This is a genomic window from Nocardia sp. BMG111209, from assembly GCF_000381925.1.
Taxonomy (GTDB): Bacteria; Actinomycetota; Actinomycetes; order Mycobacteriales; family Mycobacteriaceae; genus Nocardia.
In genome coordinates this window covers 581,283-595,701 of sequence record NZ_KB907307.1, presented here as the reverse complement: position 1 = coordinate 595,701, position 14,419 = coordinate 581,283, and the positions used below count along the sequence as shown (strand labels likewise).

The 14,419-nt window shown below is 70.1% G+C and carries 16 protein-coding genes; 7 read left to right on the top strand and 9 right to left on the bottom strand.

All coding sequences use genetic code 11. From position 1 onward, the window contains the following. The first annotated feature begins 306 nt into the window (after positions 1–306). The 7 genes from G361_RS0102480 (at position 307) to G361_RS0102445 (ending at position 6,860) form a co-directional block, all read left to right on the top strand. Complete coding sequence (locus G361_RS0102480; protein WP_019925468.1) at positions 307–702, top strand: CBS domain-containing protein; 396 nt, start codon at positions 307–309, stop codon at positions 700–702. A 141-nt stretch (positions 703–843) separates the two neighbouring features. Further along, positions 844–2,340 (top strand): molybdopterin-dependent oxidoreductase, encoded by a 1,497-nt coding sequence (locus tag G361_RS0102475; protein WP_019925467.1) that lies wholly within the window; start codon positions 844–846, stop codon positions 2,338–2,340. Between the two features lie 13 nt (positions 2,341–2,353). After that, positions 2,354–2,707, top strand: a complete 354-nt coding sequence (locus G361_RS0102470; RefSeq protein WP_019925466.1) for a hypothetical protein — start codon at positions 2,354–2,356, stop codon at positions 2,705–2,707. A 725-nt stretch (positions 2,708–3,432) separates the two neighbouring features. Beyond that, the gene (locus tag G361_RS49015; RefSeq protein WP_019925464.1) at positions 3,433–3,780 is read left to right on the top strand and encodes a hypothetical protein; all 348 of its coding nucleotides are present in this window, start codon (positions 3,433–3,435) and stop codon (positions 3,778–3,780) included. A gap of 38 nt (positions 3,781–3,818) precedes the next feature. Continuing rightward, positions 3,819–4,112: a hypothetical protein gene (locus tag G361_RS50685; protein WP_019925463.1), complete on the top strand. Its 294-nt coding sequence runs from the start codon at positions 3,819–3,821 to the stop codon at positions 4,110–4,112. After that, positions 4,109–5,857, top strand: a complete 1,749-nt coding sequence (locus tag G361_RS0102450; protein ID WP_019925462.1) for a glycoside hydrolase family 15 protein — start codon at positions 4,109–4,111, stop codon at positions 5,855–5,857. Before G361_RS50685 ends, G361_RS0102450 begins: the two co-directional genes overlap by 4 nt. A 28-nt stretch (positions 5,858–5,885) precedes the next feature. Then, positions 5,886–6,860, top strand: coding sequence for a TIGR03557 family F420-dependent LLM class oxidoreductase (locus tag G361_RS0102445; RefSeq protein WP_019925461.1), 975 nt, complete (start codon positions 5,886–5,888; stop codon positions 6,858–6,860). Here the strand turns inward: G361_RS0102445 and G361_RS0102440 are convergent. The 9 genes from G361_RS0102440 to G361_RS0102400 form a co-directional block, all read right to left on the bottom strand. Beyond that, on the bottom strand, positions 6,806–7,849 hold the full coding sequence (locus G361_RS0102440; RefSeq protein WP_019925460.1) for an SDR family oxidoreductase: 1,044 nt from the start codon (positions 7,847–7,849) through the stop codon (positions 6,806–6,808). The two genes, G361_RS0102445 and G361_RS0102440, sit on opposite strands and share 55 nt — an antisense overlap. Positions 7,850–8,197: 348 nt before the next feature. Continuing rightward, positions 8,198–9,982 (bottom strand): complex I subunit 5 family protein, encoded by a 1,785-nt coding sequence (locus G361_RS0102435; protein WP_019925459.1) that lies wholly within the window; start codon positions 9,980–9,982, stop codon positions 8,198–8,200. Then, a complete protein-coding gene (locus G361_RS0102430; RefSeq protein ID WP_019925458.1) occupies positions 9,982–10,329 on the bottom strand; it encodes a sodium:proton antiporter in 348 nt (115 codons plus the stop codon). The genes G361_RS0102435 and G361_RS0102430 overlap by 1 nt, the downstream gene beginning before the upstream one ends. Next, a complete protein-coding gene (locus G361_RS0102425; RefSeq protein WP_026342610.1) occupies positions 10,326–11,057 on the bottom strand; it encodes an MnhB domain-containing protein in 732 nt (243 codons plus the stop codon). The genes G361_RS0102430 and G361_RS0102425 overlap by 4 nt, the downstream gene beginning before the upstream one ends. Beyond that, the gene (locus tag G361_RS0102420; protein WP_019925456.1) at positions 11,054–11,296 is read right to left on the bottom strand and encodes a DUF4040 domain-containing protein; all 243 of its coding nucleotides are present in this window, start codon (positions 11,294–11,296) and stop codon (positions 11,054–11,056) included. Before G361_RS0102420 ends, G361_RS0102425 begins: the two co-directional genes overlap by 4 nt. Then, complete coding sequence (locus G361_RS0102415; protein ID WP_019925455.1) at positions 11,293–11,619, bottom strand: monovalent cation/H(+) antiporter subunit G; 327 nt, start codon at positions 11,617–11,619, stop codon at positions 11,293–11,295. Before G361_RS0102415 ends, G361_RS0102420 begins: the two co-directional genes overlap by 4 nt. Beyond that, positions 11,603–11,878 carry a monovalent cation/H+ antiporter complex subunit F gene (locus G361_RS0102410; protein WP_019925454.1) on the bottom strand — a complete coding sequence of 92 codons (276 nt, stop codon included), beginning with the start codon at positions 11,876–11,878 and terminating at the stop codon, positions 11,603–11,605. Before G361_RS0102410 ends, G361_RS0102415 begins: the two co-directional genes overlap by 17 nt. Continuing rightward, the gene (locus tag G361_RS0102405) at positions 11,875–12,357 is read right to left on the bottom strand and encodes a Na+/H+ antiporter subunit E (RefSeq protein WP_019925453.1); all 483 of its coding nucleotides are present in this window, start codon (positions 12,355–12,357) and stop codon (positions 11,875–11,877) included. The genes G361_RS0102410 and G361_RS0102405 overlap by 4 nt, the downstream gene beginning before the upstream one ends. 153 nt (positions 12,358–12,510) lie before the next feature. Continuing rightward, positions 12,511–14,304, bottom strand: a complete 1,794-nt coding sequence (locus G361_RS0102400) for a thiamine pyrophosphate-requiring protein (protein WP_026342609.1) — start codon at positions 14,302–14,304, stop codon at positions 12,511–12,513. Positions 14,305–14,419: the final 115 nt, after the last annotated feature.

The window sequence follows — 14,419 nt, the reverse complement described above, 5'->3', positions numbered from 1 at the left end:
GCGGACGAGGTCTGTTCCGGCAACGGAGGCCGATGCCGACCGACAGCACCTACTCTCGTGTGGTTCCGCGTCCCGGAAATGTCCTGCGACGACCGTTCCGCGATGGCGACGGTCACTGATGCGGCCCCTCCGACCGTCCGCCCGGCAGCTCCCGACCCCGGGCCGAGGCCACCCTGCGATTCCGGCCGACGGCAACCGCGATCGGGATGACTGGCCGGCCCCAGTACGGGTAACCGCGCCTCTGATCGCTTTCCCACTTACACACACATGAGGAGGACTTCGATGGCTCAGTATGTGCGTGATCTCATGACCTCCGACCCGGTAGCAATGGCACCGGGCACCTCGGTGCGTCAAGCGGCGCAGGCCATGCGCGAGAAAGACATCGGCGCCGTGCTCATTGTCGACAACGACCAGCTACAGGGCATCGTCACCGACCGCGATCTCGTCGTCCGCGCCCTCGCGGAGCGCACCGATTTGTCCGATTGCTCCCTGCGGGACGTGTGCAGCGGAGAACTGATCACCGCGGCCCCCGACGAGGACGCGAACACGGCGATCAAGCGCATGCGCGACCACGCCGTCCGCCGCATTCCGGTCGTCGACGGCGGCCGACCGGTGGGGGTGCTGTCACTCGGCGACGCCGCAGTGACCAAGGACTCCGGCTCCGTGCTCGCCGATGTCAGCACTGCACCCGGCAACCCTTGATGCCGGTACCATGCCGCACTCGCCCGCTCGCCTCATAACGATCACGAGGCCCGGCCGTGGGTGATCACAGCACATGTGAAGGAAATGCGGCGGGTACCCGACGACCGATCCGGCGATCGAACCCGTTCCCAGGAGTCCCGTATGGATCCGGTTGCGCAGTTCCCCGCGTTCGTGGTCGTGACCCACGCGCTGAACATCCTGTTCGTCACGCTGCTGATCCGGTCCGGAATCGAGGTGCTGTCCTCGTTTCCGAAGCTCTACTGGAGCGACGGCTGCCCGCCGGGCCGGGAATGGCTGCGATTGTCCCGCAAGAACTACGGGGCAGATTCCCGGCGGACCTGGGTGTCGCTGGACGAGGAGGAGGCCTGGCATCCGATCGTCGCGCTGCCGGGCCGCGGCCACCTCGGCATGGGCCGGCACTGGCATTTCCTGACCGTGCAGTTCTGGGTCCTGACCGGCCTGGTCTACATCACGATGGTGTTCGCCACCGGATATTGGCACTATCTGGTTCCGGACCACTGGGCGATCGTGCCGCAGGCGGTGCGCGACGTCGGGACGTATCTGCAATTCCGGCTCGCGCCGCCACTGCCGGGCCAGCCGTTCGACGCCGCCCAGAAACTCACCTATTTCGCGGTCGTCTTCCTGCTCGCACCGCTGCAGATCGCCTCCGGCGCCGGAATGTCACCGGCGGTGCTGGCCCGATTCCCGCGCTACGGCCGGTTGTTCGGCGGGAAGCAGGCCGCGCGCAGCGTGCATTTCCTCGGCATGTGCGCCTTCTGCGCATTCCTGGCCGTTCACGTGTCCATGGTGGCCGTGCACGGGATTCCCGGCGAATTCGGCAAGATCTTCCTCGGTTCGGCCGACGCCGGCCCGGTCGCGGCCACCGTCACCGGCAGCCTCGTACTGGTCGTGATCGTGCTCGTGCACATCGCGGCGACCGTATTCTCCCGGATACGGCCACGCCGCACGCAGCAATTACTCGGCATCGTGGTGCACCGATTCGAATACGTCCTGTCGCGGCTCGCCGATTCCCGGCAGCGCTATCGGCGCCGCGACATCTCCGAATATCACCGGATCAACGGTCATCCGCCGGTCGACGTCGGCTACCGCGAACTGGCCGCCGCAGGATTCCGCGACTATCGGCTGGCCGTCGGCGGGCTGGTCGCCGATCCGCTGACCCTGACCCTGCCCGAATTGGCCGCACTGGGTTTCACCCGGCAGATCACCAATCACAACTGCATCCAGGGCTGGAACGGTATCGCCGAATGGGGTGGGGTGCCGCTCGCCGCCCTGATCGACCGGGTGCGGCCCGCCGCCGGCGTCACCCACATCGTCTTCTACGCCATGGATGACAAGGCCCTGACCGAGGGCCGCGGCCGCTACGGATACTTCTATGAGGCGGTTCCGCTGGCGATCGCCCGCGCGCCCCAGGCCCTGCTGGCACTGGAGATGAACGGCGCCCCGCTGCCCATCGAGCACGGAGCCCCGCTGCGGCTGCGCCTGGAGAATCAGCTCGGCTACAAGATGGTCAAGTGGATCGAGGCCGTCGAATTCGTCGACGATATCGCGGCGATCGGCCTGGGCCAGGGCGGATATCGCGAGGACCAATTGTTCTACGGCAACACACCCGGCATCTGAGCAGGAGGCGACCATGACCGGATTCATCGAGCAGGCCACCGACCCCACCCAGCTCGCTGTCGCGCACGTGCGCGCCCGGGTCCTGAGCGGCCGCGGGCCCGGCGCTGGGCCCGGCGAGCAATACCGGGCCCAGTCCGGCCGCGGCCTCCTCGGCGGACTGCCGACACCGATCGAGCGCGAACTGGTCGCCCTCGCCGCCGAACTCGTCCGCCACACCGATCGCGGGCCGATCCTGGACCGGCTGCGCCTGCAGTTCGCCCGGCTGGCGGCGGACTGGCCGGCGTCCGACGACCGGGTCCGGGCCCGGCGCCTGACACCGCCCTGGCTGCCGGACCGGCACGACGCCAGACGGCGAGCTCCCGGGTGATGGCGTCGACGAAGTCCGGCGGATCCGCCGGTTTGCGGGAGGTGATCAGGGTCCGTCGCTGTCGTCGCAGACCACCGGCCGGTCCACCCCATCGTGGTGGGTGTTGCGGACGTGGCGGTGGTCGCCCGGACCAGACCGGTGCCGGGCCGCATCGGATAGTTGGCGCCTCGCTGGCGGGCCGACTCGTCAGAGCTCCGCGTCGCGGTCGCGCGCGGTATCGAACAGATCACCGCCGCGACCCCAGGCGGTGTCGACCAGGCCTGCGCCGGTGCGTGACATTCATATTCCGCCCCGGCACCGTCGCATACATCGGGCCCGGCGTGTGCAACGGGCCGGGTGGCGGCGTGCCGTCACGATCAGGGGCTGCGAGATCGGTTTGCGCAGCGCGTATCGCTGTCGAGCGTCATGATCGCAGACCGTGGTCACGACTCGATCCCGGACCGGAGCTCGCGGCCTGCGGACGCGCTCCGAGTACCCTGGAGCACCAGGGTTTTCGGGGTGACCCTGCCCGCGACGAGGGCACGCGATGATGACTGTCGCCGCCCGATTGGCTCAGCAGAGCGCGGGTAGTCGGCTCGAGAACACTTCATGGCCCGATCCCGAGAAAGGTATTCGATGGCCATCAGCGCTGATACCGATGTGATCGACTTGTTGCTGCAACAGCACCGACAGGTAAAAGACCTGCTGGACCAGGTAGCCCGCGGCGCGACAGGCAGCAGGCGCTCATGGCCGAGCGCATCGAATTCGCGGAAAAAGTAGCGCCGACCCGACCGCATCCGCACGCCGGGGCGTCCGCGGCGGCCAACCTGCTGGTCGGCCCGCCACCGGCGATCTTCGACCGCGAGCGCGACACCCTGCGCAAACAGTTGAGCATCGGGGACGGGACGGCTCGTACGAGTGCTGCTGCGGGCGCTGGGGCCGGACTTGTTTCCGTCGCTGTTGATCAGGAGACGATCATCCAGATCACCACGACAGCCCACAACTACGAAGACGAGCACCACGATCGCCCCGCGCATGGCCGGAGCGGGGCACGGGCAGCGGGCCAGGGGATATGGCAGGAAAAGTCGGTGTGAGCACACCGCCGAGTACGGAACACGGAAGGACATCGATCATGACGCGACCCTTCGCCCGGATTCCGGGCTCCTACCGGTCCCGCCGGACCGAGCGCACCCGCAGCCATGCCGGTCAGGGGCTCGAGGACAACAAGAACATTCCAGCGCTGGTCCTGTGCTTTCTCGGTGTGGTTGCGCTGGGTGCGGCGTTGACCGCCGCCGGGTACGGTTTCGCGGGCTGGTCGGTCGTCGCCGGGATCATCTGCGCGGTGTGTCTCGTCGCCGGGCTGACCTGGCTGGTGATCGAGGGCCGTCGCACCCGGGTGTCCGAACCCGACCGGCAGGGGCATTGATCGCCGCTGCGGCCCGATCGCCACATATCTTGCGCGGCTACGCATTTCTGGCCGACGGCCGGCGTGGCGCGCTGGTCGGGCCGCGAGGGGACATCGCCTGGATGTGCCTGCCGGGATGGGACGGCGACGCCGTCTTCGCCGGCCTGCTCGGCGCACCCTCCACCTACGCGGTGGTCCCGGCGCGGACCTTCGTCTGGGGCGGCTCCTACGAGGAGGGCACGCTGATCTGGCGGTCCCGGTGGGTGGCGGGCTCGGCGCTGATCGAGTGCCGGGAGGCCCTGGCCTACCCGGGCGATCCCCACCGCGCGGTGCTGCTGCGCCGGATCGTGGCGGTGCGCGAGGACGCCGAGGTCGACGTGCTGCTGCGGCCGGTGGCGGATTTCGGCGCCGACCCGGTCCGCGAGCCGCACCGCGATGCCGCTGGGGTGTGGCGCGCTCGGGTGGGGCCGTGGCGGCTGCGGTGGACCGGCGCACCCGACGCCACGGTCGACGGAGACGGCGGCTGGACTGCTCGAATCCGGTTGCGCGCCGGGCAAAGTCACGACCTGGTCCTCGAAATGTCAGACCGCCCACTGCCCGACGAGCCGGTCGATGTCGAACACACTTGGGCGGCAACCGAATCGGTGTGGCTGGCGCAGCAGCCCGATCTCGGCAACTCGATCGCGCCGCGGGATGCTGGGCACGCCTACGCGGTGCTGCGCGGCATGACGTCCGAGGGCGGCGGGATGGTCGCGGCGGCGACCACCAGCCTGCCCGAACGAGCCGATCAGGGCGAGAACTACGACTACCGCTACGTGTGGATCCGGGACCAGTGCATCGCCGGGCAATCGGTGGCGGCACTCGGCCCATACCCGTTGCTGGACGACGCGGTCGCCTTCGTCACCGAACGCCTGCTGGCCGATGGGCCCGGCCTGGCCCCGGCCTATACGACGGCCGGGGCGCCGGTGCCGCCCACCCGGACGCTCGACCTGCCCGGCTATCCGGGCGCCCGGCCCATGATCGGCAACCGGGTCTCGGAACAGTTCCAGCTCGACATCTTCGGTGAGGCGCTGTTGCTGTTCGCGGTGGCCGGCCGGTACGACCGGCTGTCCCCGGACCATCGCCGGGCGGCCCGGATCGCGGCCGCCGCGATCGGGCGGTACCACGACCGGCCCGACGCCGGCATCTGGGAGCTCGAGAACCGGTTCTGGACGCATTCCCGGCTGAGCTGTATCGCGGGCCTGCGCGCCGCCGCCGAATGCCCGGCCACCGGCGTCGACGCCGGCGCCTGCACGGCCCTGGCCGGCACGCTGCTGGCCGACGTAAACCGCGACGGCACCCATCCGCGCGGTTTCTGGCAGCGCGGGCCCGGCCTGCCCGGTGCCGACAGCGCGCTGCTGCTGCCGATCGTGCGCGGCGCGATGCCGATCGAGGATCCGCGCTGCCTCGCCACCTTCGAGGAGATCCGGGCCCAGCTGTGCGACGACCACTACGTGTACCGCTTCCGGCACGGCGACACCCCGCTGCCGAAGGCGGAGGGCGCGTTCCTGCTCTGCGGGTTCGCGATGGCCATGGCCGCCGCACAGCTCGGCCTGCCGGTGACCGCCGCCCGGTTCTTCGAGCGCAACCGGGCCGCCTGCGGGACACCGGGCCTGTTCGCCGAGGAATTCGACGTCGAACAGCGGCAGTTGCGCGGCAATCTGCCCCAGGCCTTCGTCCACGCGCTGCTGCTCGAATCGTCGGTGCTGCTGTCCGCCGACGGCTGAACGATGACCATGACAAGAGGAGGTCACCATGCAGATCGGATACAAACTGGCGGCGGAAGGCTTCGGGCCCGCGGAACTGATCCGGCAGGCCGTCCGCGCGGAATCGGCGGGCTTCGATTTCGTCGAGATCAGCGATCATTTCCATCCCTGGCTGGACGATCAGGGCCATTCGCCGTTCGCCTGGACGGTGCTCGGCGCGATCGCGGCGAGAACCGAGCGGATCGGCCTGGCCACCGGCGTCACCTGCCCGACGGTCCGGTACCACCCGGCCATCGTCGCGCAGGCCGCGGCCACCGTGGCCCTGGTCTCCGAGGGGCGCTTCACCCTCGGCATCGGCTCCGGCGAGCGGCTCAACGAGCATGTGGTGGGCGCCGGATTCCCGGACACGGTCCGGGTGCGGCATCGTATGCTGCGCGAGGCATTGGAGATCATCCGGTTGCTGTGGCGCGGTGGCTACCAGTCCTATCAGGGCGAATACCTGCACTTGTCGGACGCGCGGATCTTCGACCTGCCCGACGAACCGCCGGTGATCGCCGTGGCCGCGGGTGGTCCCGCGGCGGCCCGGCTGGCCGCCGAACTCGGTGACGGCTTGTTCGCCACCGAACCGGACGCCGATCTGATCGAGCACTACCACGCCGGCGGCGGGCGCGGCCCGCGCTACGCGGAGGTACCCGTCGCCTGGGCGCCCGACGAACAGGCCGCGGTGGCGGCGGCCCTGGACACCTCGCGCTGGGCCGTCACCGGCTGGAAGGTGATGAGCGAACTACCGAATCCGGCCAACTTCGCCGCCGCCTCGGCCACGGTCCGCGCCGAGGACATCCGTGCCCAATTCACCTGTGGCAGTGCGCCGGACGACTACGTCCGGGCCGTCGGACAGTATCGCGACGCCGGATTCGACCACCTGGTGTTGCAGAGCGCCGGCCCGGATCCGGACGGTTTCCTCGACTTCTACCGGGACGAACTGCGCGCCCGGCTGGGATCGACCGCCGCCGCGGCCGGTTGACCATCGTGCCGTGGCCCGGACCCGAGCTCGCGCACGGCCCGGGCCGCGGATTCGACCTGCCGGGCCAGCCATGCCTGCGGGCTGTGCCGGTGCGCCCGGGTGTCGAAACTGCCGTGCGCGCCGAAATCCGGCCCGGCGTCGTCGACCGGCTCCCAGAGATTCGACGGCCGGTCGCCGGCGCGGTCGCCGGTCTGCTGCGAGTCGTAGCCGGTCCGGGCCAGATAGCGATCCAGCAGAGCCGGGACCAGCCGCTGCCCGACGATCGTGCCGACCGTGCTGGCGCCCACCCAGTACTGCTTGCGGCATGGATGCGCGGCCGCGAAAACGATCGTGTCGGCCACCACCTCGGGCTGGTAGATCGGCGGCACCGGCTGCGGATGCCGGGGCAGGCGCGAGAGCACCCAGGAGAACTGGGGGGTATTGGTCGCAGGCGCCTGCACGATGGTGACGTGCACCCCGCTGTGCTCGTGCAGCAGTTCCACCCGGACCGCTTCGAGGAATCCGTTGATCGCGTGCTTGGCCCCGCAATAAGCCGACTGCAACGGAATCGCCCGCTCCCCCAGCGCCGAACCGACCTGCACCACGACCCCGTGCCCCCGCGGCCGCATCCGGGACAGCGCGGCCATCGTGCCGTGCACCGCGCCCAGATAGGTCACCTCGGTGACCCGCCGGAATTCGGCGGCAGAGATCTGCGCGAACGGCGCGAAGACCGAGGCGAACGCCGAGTTGACCCAGACGTCGATCGGCCCGAGCTCGGCCTCGGCGCGGTCAGCGGCGGCGGCGACGGCCTCGAAATCGGCCACGTCGACGTACAGGGGCAGCGCCTCGGCACCAGTGGCCCGGACCTCGTCGACGGCGGCGTCCACCCCGGCCCGCCCCCGGGCCAGCACCGCGACCGCGGCTCCGTCGGCGGCGAACCTCCGGACCGCGGCGCGCCCGATCCCGGCGCTGCCTCCGGTCACCAGCACGACCCGTCGATTCTCGGTCATCGTCCCTCCTGACGTGCGGGGGCCGCGGTACCGGGCCCTTCGTGCCCAGCGGATACCCGGGGTCTCGGTACCGAAACGAAGACATGCCAGGTCATTCGGCAGCGCCGCAGCGGGTGCGGAGCACGCGACCGCCACCGCGTTCCGGGTTGGTGCGATGCCGACGCGACCGGTTTTGGATGAGTGCCGGATGGCCGTGGGGGTGGTGCCGCCCCGGACGCCGAAGCGATGGTGTCGCGGCTCGACGGATGGCAGCCGGCGGCGTCGGAAATTGCGGCCGTCGGCACGAACCCGAGGCGTAACGGGACGCCTTCCACGCGATCGTGCCGTATCCGGCCGGCGGGGTGCACGTCACGGCAACCAGAGCAGTCCGGTGAGCAGTGCGCAGCCCGTGACCAGCCACGCGGAGTAGTCACCCAGATGTCCGCTGTGCAGCCGGTGCAGCATTCTGACTGGCCCGGCCGGGGTCGCCCGGCTCACTCGGGCCAGGCCGAGGACGGCGACCAGCACGGCAGCGGTGGTGGACAACGCGGCCAGTCCGAGACCGATCCCGGTCCAGCCGACCTCCGGCGGTGCCGGGGGTAGCGCAGCGGGCACCGTGTGCAATGCTCGGGCCGTATAACCGGCCGGGTCGCAGAACGCGCCTGCTGCCGATCCGGTGCCCGCGCCGAGTACCCCCGGCAGACCCAGGGTGACGGCCGCGAGCAGCAGCATCAGCACCGCGGTGAGCATCGTCGCCGGCGTCCGGCCCGGCGGTGTATCGGTATCGGACTCCTCCCGCGCGCCGGTGGTCTCCTCGGCGTCGTCCGCCGTGGCCGGTCGCCGGCCAAGCCCCCAGAAGATGCGCAGCCCGGCCCGTAGCACCACCCCACCGGTCCCGGCGGAGACCGCGATCACCAGGACGCCGAGCACGACCGAATGCCCGGACTCTTCCAGCAATGCCTTACCCAAACCCGTTGCCGACCAGGGGAATCCGGCCAGCAGTACCGCGGCTGTGACGAACAGGACGCCGAGCAGCCGATGCCGGCGTGCCCGCCCGTACAGGCGATGTTCGTCGAGCGACTCGTAGTGCGCCAGCAATGCGCCCGCCATCAGGAACAGCGCGCCCTTCACCGCCGCGTGCCCGCACAGATAGATCGCCGAGGCGGCGATACCGGCCGGTGACAGCGTCGACACGCCGAGCAGGAACATCCCGCTGTGCGCGATGGTCGAATAGGCGAGCATCCGCTTGAGATGCCGCTGCAGCATGCACATGACTGTCCCGACGACCATTGTCAGCACGGCCAGGACCAGCGACATCCGGTGCACCGCGACGCTCGGTATCGCCACGGTGAAGGTGGCCCAGTACAGCCTGGCCACGCCGTAGACGCCCAGCGGGGCCATCACCCCGGAGAACAGCACACAGACCGGCGCCGGTGCGACCGCGTGCGCGTCGGCGAGCCAGAAATGGAACGGCGTCACCGCGGCCTTCACCAGCCAGCCGGTGCTGATCAGCGCGAACGCGACGACCACCACCGTCTCTCGCTGCTGCCCGGCCAGCACCCCGGCGAGCTGCGCAAGCCCGAGTTGCCCGGTGTGCGCGTAGAGCAAGCCGATCCCGAACAGGCAGAGATACGCACCCAGGGAATTGATCACCCCGAAATTCAGGCCGCCCTGCACGGATTCGGGGTCCTCGATCTCGAGGCCGGTCAGCGCGTAGGCCGCCACACTCATCAATTCGAAGAAGACGAACATGTCGAACAGATCACCGGTGAGCGCGAATCCGCACATGCCGGCCGCGAACAGCAGGACCAGGGCCGGATAGTGCGCCCGCAGATTGTCGAAGTAGTGCCAGCCGAACAGCAGCGCGACCGCGGTGAGCCCCGCGATCAGCACGACCAGCGCGGCCGCGAACCGATCGGCCACCAGCACGATGCCGACCGTGCGATGCGGCATGGGCTGCCAGTTTCCGGCCCAGGTCACCACCGGACCACGGTTCGCGTCCACAAGCAGGCGCACGGTCAGGAAGACCAGCACCGCCGCGATCAGCAGCGCGAGTCCGTCTACAGCCGGCCGGGGCAGGATCCGGCCCAGTACCAGCAGCGCGCACGCCCCGGCGATCGGCCACACGACGACCAGGGCCGGCAGCGCGCCCATCAACCACGCAGCGCGTGCAGCCGGTCCGGCACCACGGTCCCGTGCCGCTTGGCGACGAGGATGACCAGGGCCAGCAGCAGCGCGGTCACGGTCGCGGACACGACGATGTCGGTCAGCGTCATCGCCTGCACCACGGGGTCGACCACCGGGCTGTCCGGCGGGTTCGCCGGCCCGAAGATCGGCGCGGTGGCGTGGCGCTGATAGCCGATGGCCAGCAGCAGCACGTAGGTGCTCGATTGCGCGATCGAGACGCATACGACGGTGTGCACCAAATGCCGGCTGCGCACGACGCCGTAGATGCCGGCCAGCAGTATCCAGCCGGCCACCAGATACGGGAACAGGGTCATGCGGAGTCACCTTTCGTCGGCAGATACTGCGCGAGGAACTGCGCGAGCAGGACGACCACGCCGCAGCTGACCGCGAGTCCGATCGCGCAGCTGAACAGCGGCACCACACCGGCGGACAGCAACTGCCCGGAAGTGCCCAGCGGCAGGATGTTCGCGAGGAAACCCGCGCCGCGCAGCACGCTGGCCACGCCGAGCAGCACCACCGCACCCAAGCCGGCGGCCTCGCCGAACTCGTACCAGTCCAGCGGCCGGGCGCGCACCAGCGCCCGGTAGTCACCGGCGATGTACAGCAGGTGCAACCCGGTCGCGAGCACGACGCCGCCCTGGAACCCGCCGCCGGGGGTCAGGTGGCCGTGAACCACCACATCGGCGCCGATGAGCAGCGTCACCGGCAGCAGGACGTAGCCCGCGAGCCGGGTCACCGCGGGCACCGGCCGGGGCTCATCGGCCTCGGCCGGGTCGGACCAGCGGCGCAGCAAGGTCGCGGCACCGATCACCGCGGCGACCAAGATGGCCTCCTCCCCGACGCTGTCGAAGCCGCGCTGATCGAAGTTGAGCGACGACACCACATTCGGGGTGCGCTGCCGTAGCGCCGCGTCGATGGCCGCATCCCGGTAGGGATGCCGGTCTTCGCCGAAGCCCGGGGTCCGCAGCACGGCGAGCACGAACAGCACCGCCACCCCGGCAGCGCCGAGGACGAACACGACCATCCGTGTACGTCGGCTCACCGAGTCCACCGCTTCCGGATCGCCCGGACGGTGAGAAGCACCATCAGCGGCACCACCGCGGTGCCGACGGCGATCTGGGACAGCGCGACGTCCGGCGCGCCGAGCAGCAGGAACAGCAGGGCCAGCAGTACGCCGTACACGGACAGCAGCACCGACTGCCGCTGCGGATCGTCGGTGCCCACCAGAATTGTGGCCACGAGCGCGACCAGGACGAGGACGACGGCGAGGAGAGCGATCACGAGGAGTTCCGTTCGTCGGGCGGCCCGATCCCGGCCCAATCCCGGTCGCGCGCACAGAGTTCGGCGATCGCGGTGGTCAGGACCGGGTTGGTGAACGCCAGCGCGAGCACCGTCGCGACCACAGTGGCGGCGGTGGCGCCGAACCCGCAGGAAGCCACGGTCGCGAGCGCCAGCAGCGGCCCGGACAGCGAACTGACGATGGTGGTGTAGTGCATCCGGCTGTAGGGATCGCGGGGCCGTAGCGCCCCGAGGGCGGCCACGACCGCGGAGGCGGTGGACAGGCCCGCCAGCGCGGCCGCGGCGACCTCACCCGGGCCCGTCATCGGACGGATCGATCAACCGCGTGAACACTAGGGTGCCCGCGAAGGACAGCAGTACCAGGACCAGCGGCACGATCAGGTAGTCCGGCCGCCGCACGGCCAGCGAGAGGGTCACCAGCGCCAGCGGGACCACCGAACCGATCAGCTGCAATCCGATCAGCCGGTGCGCGGCAGGCCCCCGGGCGGCCAGCAGCGCCCCCGGCGGCACCGCCCCCACCAGCAGTGCCGCGGTGGCGACGGACCAGATCCCGGTCTGGATCATCGGATACCGGCCGATCGCAGCATGCGATGCAACCGGGTCCGGCGCACCGGCAGGGTGTGAGTGATCAGCCGCCGCCGATCCGCGTGCACCACCATCGCCCCCGGTGTCGAGGTGACCAGCAGCGTGGTGAACGCCTCCCGGCCATCGCGGCGGGCCGCGTCCGGCTCGGCCGGAAGCGGGATCGGCTCGAACCGGCCGGTCGGCGGCCGCCGACCGGTGGCCAGCCGCAGCGCACCCACGGTATCGGACGCGACAGCCGGCAGCGTCGCCGCCGCGAGCTGCGGCAGCTCCGCCGGAGGGCACCAGCGCCCCCGCACGAGTCTGCGCAGCCGGGGCGCGAGCACCGCGCACGGCACCGCGAACAGCGCGGCGGCGAGCAGTTCCTGCGCGGTGACCGCAGTGAGGGTCGCCAGCCAGGTGACGACGAACACCGGCCACCAGATCACGCTCTCGACGACCGTACGGTCGACATATCGCATCGCGCCGCTCCTTGCTGCCGGGTGGGTGCTCGTGCCGATTACGTTGTGCCGGTGGGTACTTCGGCGGCCAGCTACTGTGCCGACCGGCCGCCGGCACCGGTCGTCGGTGCCGGCCGCGGAACCGACGGCCGGTGCCGGACCGCAATGCGTCCGTCAGTGCCGGACCGCGGTGACGAATTCCTGTGCCTTGGTTTTCGCGCCCTGGACCATCAGATGCCAGGCATCGGGGTCGCCGTGCAGCACCGCGGCGGCGGTCGATTCCATCTGATCCCAGGTGGCGTGGGGCGGGATCGGCGGGACCTCCGGATCGCAGCGCACATCCAGCAGCATCGGCCCGTCGGCGGCGAAGGCCTGCTGCCAGGCGTCGGCGAGCTGGTCCGGATGGTCGACGGCGATCGACGGCACGCCGAAACCGCGCGCGACGTCCGCGTACGAGATATCCGGAAGAGATTGCGACTCTTCGAATTTCGGCGCGCCACCCATCGCGCGCAACTCCCAGGTGACCTGGTTGAGATCGTTGTTGTGGAAGACGCAGATCACCAGCCGCGGATCGCTCCACCGGTCGCGATAGCGCGCGATGGTCAGCAGTTCGGCGAGGCCGTTCATCTGCATGGCGCCGTCGCCGACCAGGGCGACCGCCGGCCGGTCCGGGTGGGCGAACTTCGCGCCGATCGCGTACGGCACACCGGGACCCATCGTGGCCAGCGTGCCCGACAGCGATCCGCGCATCCGGCCGTGGAAGCGCAGGCAGCGGGCATACCAGTTGGTGGACGAGCCGGAGTCGGCGGTGACGATGGCGTTCTCGGGGATACAGCGCGACAGTTCCCACACCACCCGCATCGGGTTGACCGGTCTCGCCTCGAGCATCGACTGCCGTTCGACGGTGTCCCACCAGCGTCGGACGTTCGCCTCGATCGTCTCGCGCCAGGCCCCGTCGGACTTACCGACCAGCAACGGAATCAGTTCCGTCAGAGTGGCTTTCGCGTCGCCGATCAAGGTCACCTCGGCCGGGTAGCGCATCCCGATCATGGCGCCGTCGATATCGATCTGGACGGCGCGGGCCTGATCCAGATCGGGCAGGAACTGGGTGTAGGGGAAGCTCGACCCGATCATCAGCAGCGTGTCGCAGTCACGCATCATCTCGTAGCTGGGACGGGTACCCAGCAGGCCGATCGACCCGGTCACGAACGGCAGATCATCGGCGAGCACATCCTTGCCCAGCAACGCCTTCGCCACACCCGCGCCGGTGAGGTCCGCGACCTCCACCACCAGATCCGCGGCGTCGCGCGCGCCCTGGCCGATCAGGATCGCCACCTTCGATCCGGCGTTGAGCACCGCGGCGGCGCGCTCGATCTCGGACCGGGCGGGCACCACCGTCGGGTGCATCACCTGCGGCGGGCTCGACGGCACCTGTTTGAAGGCGTGTTCCGGCGGCCGATACGGCTCCTCCTGCAGATCCGACGGGACGATCACCGCGGTCGGCGCGCGGCGTGCGCGGGCGATGCGGAAGGCGCGGTCCAGTGCGTTGGGCAGCTGGCTGGCGACGTTCACCTCGACGAGGTACTCGCTGGCCACATCCTTGAACAGCGACTGGAGATCGACCTCCTGCTGATAACTGCCGCCCATCGCGCTGCGCGCGGTCTGGCCGACGATCGCGACCACCGGCACATGGTCCAGTTTGGCGTCGTACAACCCGTTCAGCAGGTGGATCGCGCCCGGACCGGACGTCGCCGCGCACACCCCGACCTCGCCGCTGAACTTCGCGTAGCCGGTCGCCTCGAACGCCGCCATCTCCTCGTGGCGCGCCTGGACGAAGGCCGGACCCTCGTCGGCCCGTCCGAAGGCCGCGATCAAACCGTTGATGCCGTCGCCGGGGTAGCCGAACACCTGCCGGACACCCCACTCCCGCAGGCGCTGCAGGACATAGTCGCCCACTTGCTGTGTCATTCCGTCTCCCGTCCGGTCCATTGCTCGTGTCGAGCGGGCGGATACCCGGCCGGTGCGCACCCAATCAAGGTGTGTGTGACGGTCCGGACGGGGTAGTCGCCGCACATTCCCGGGA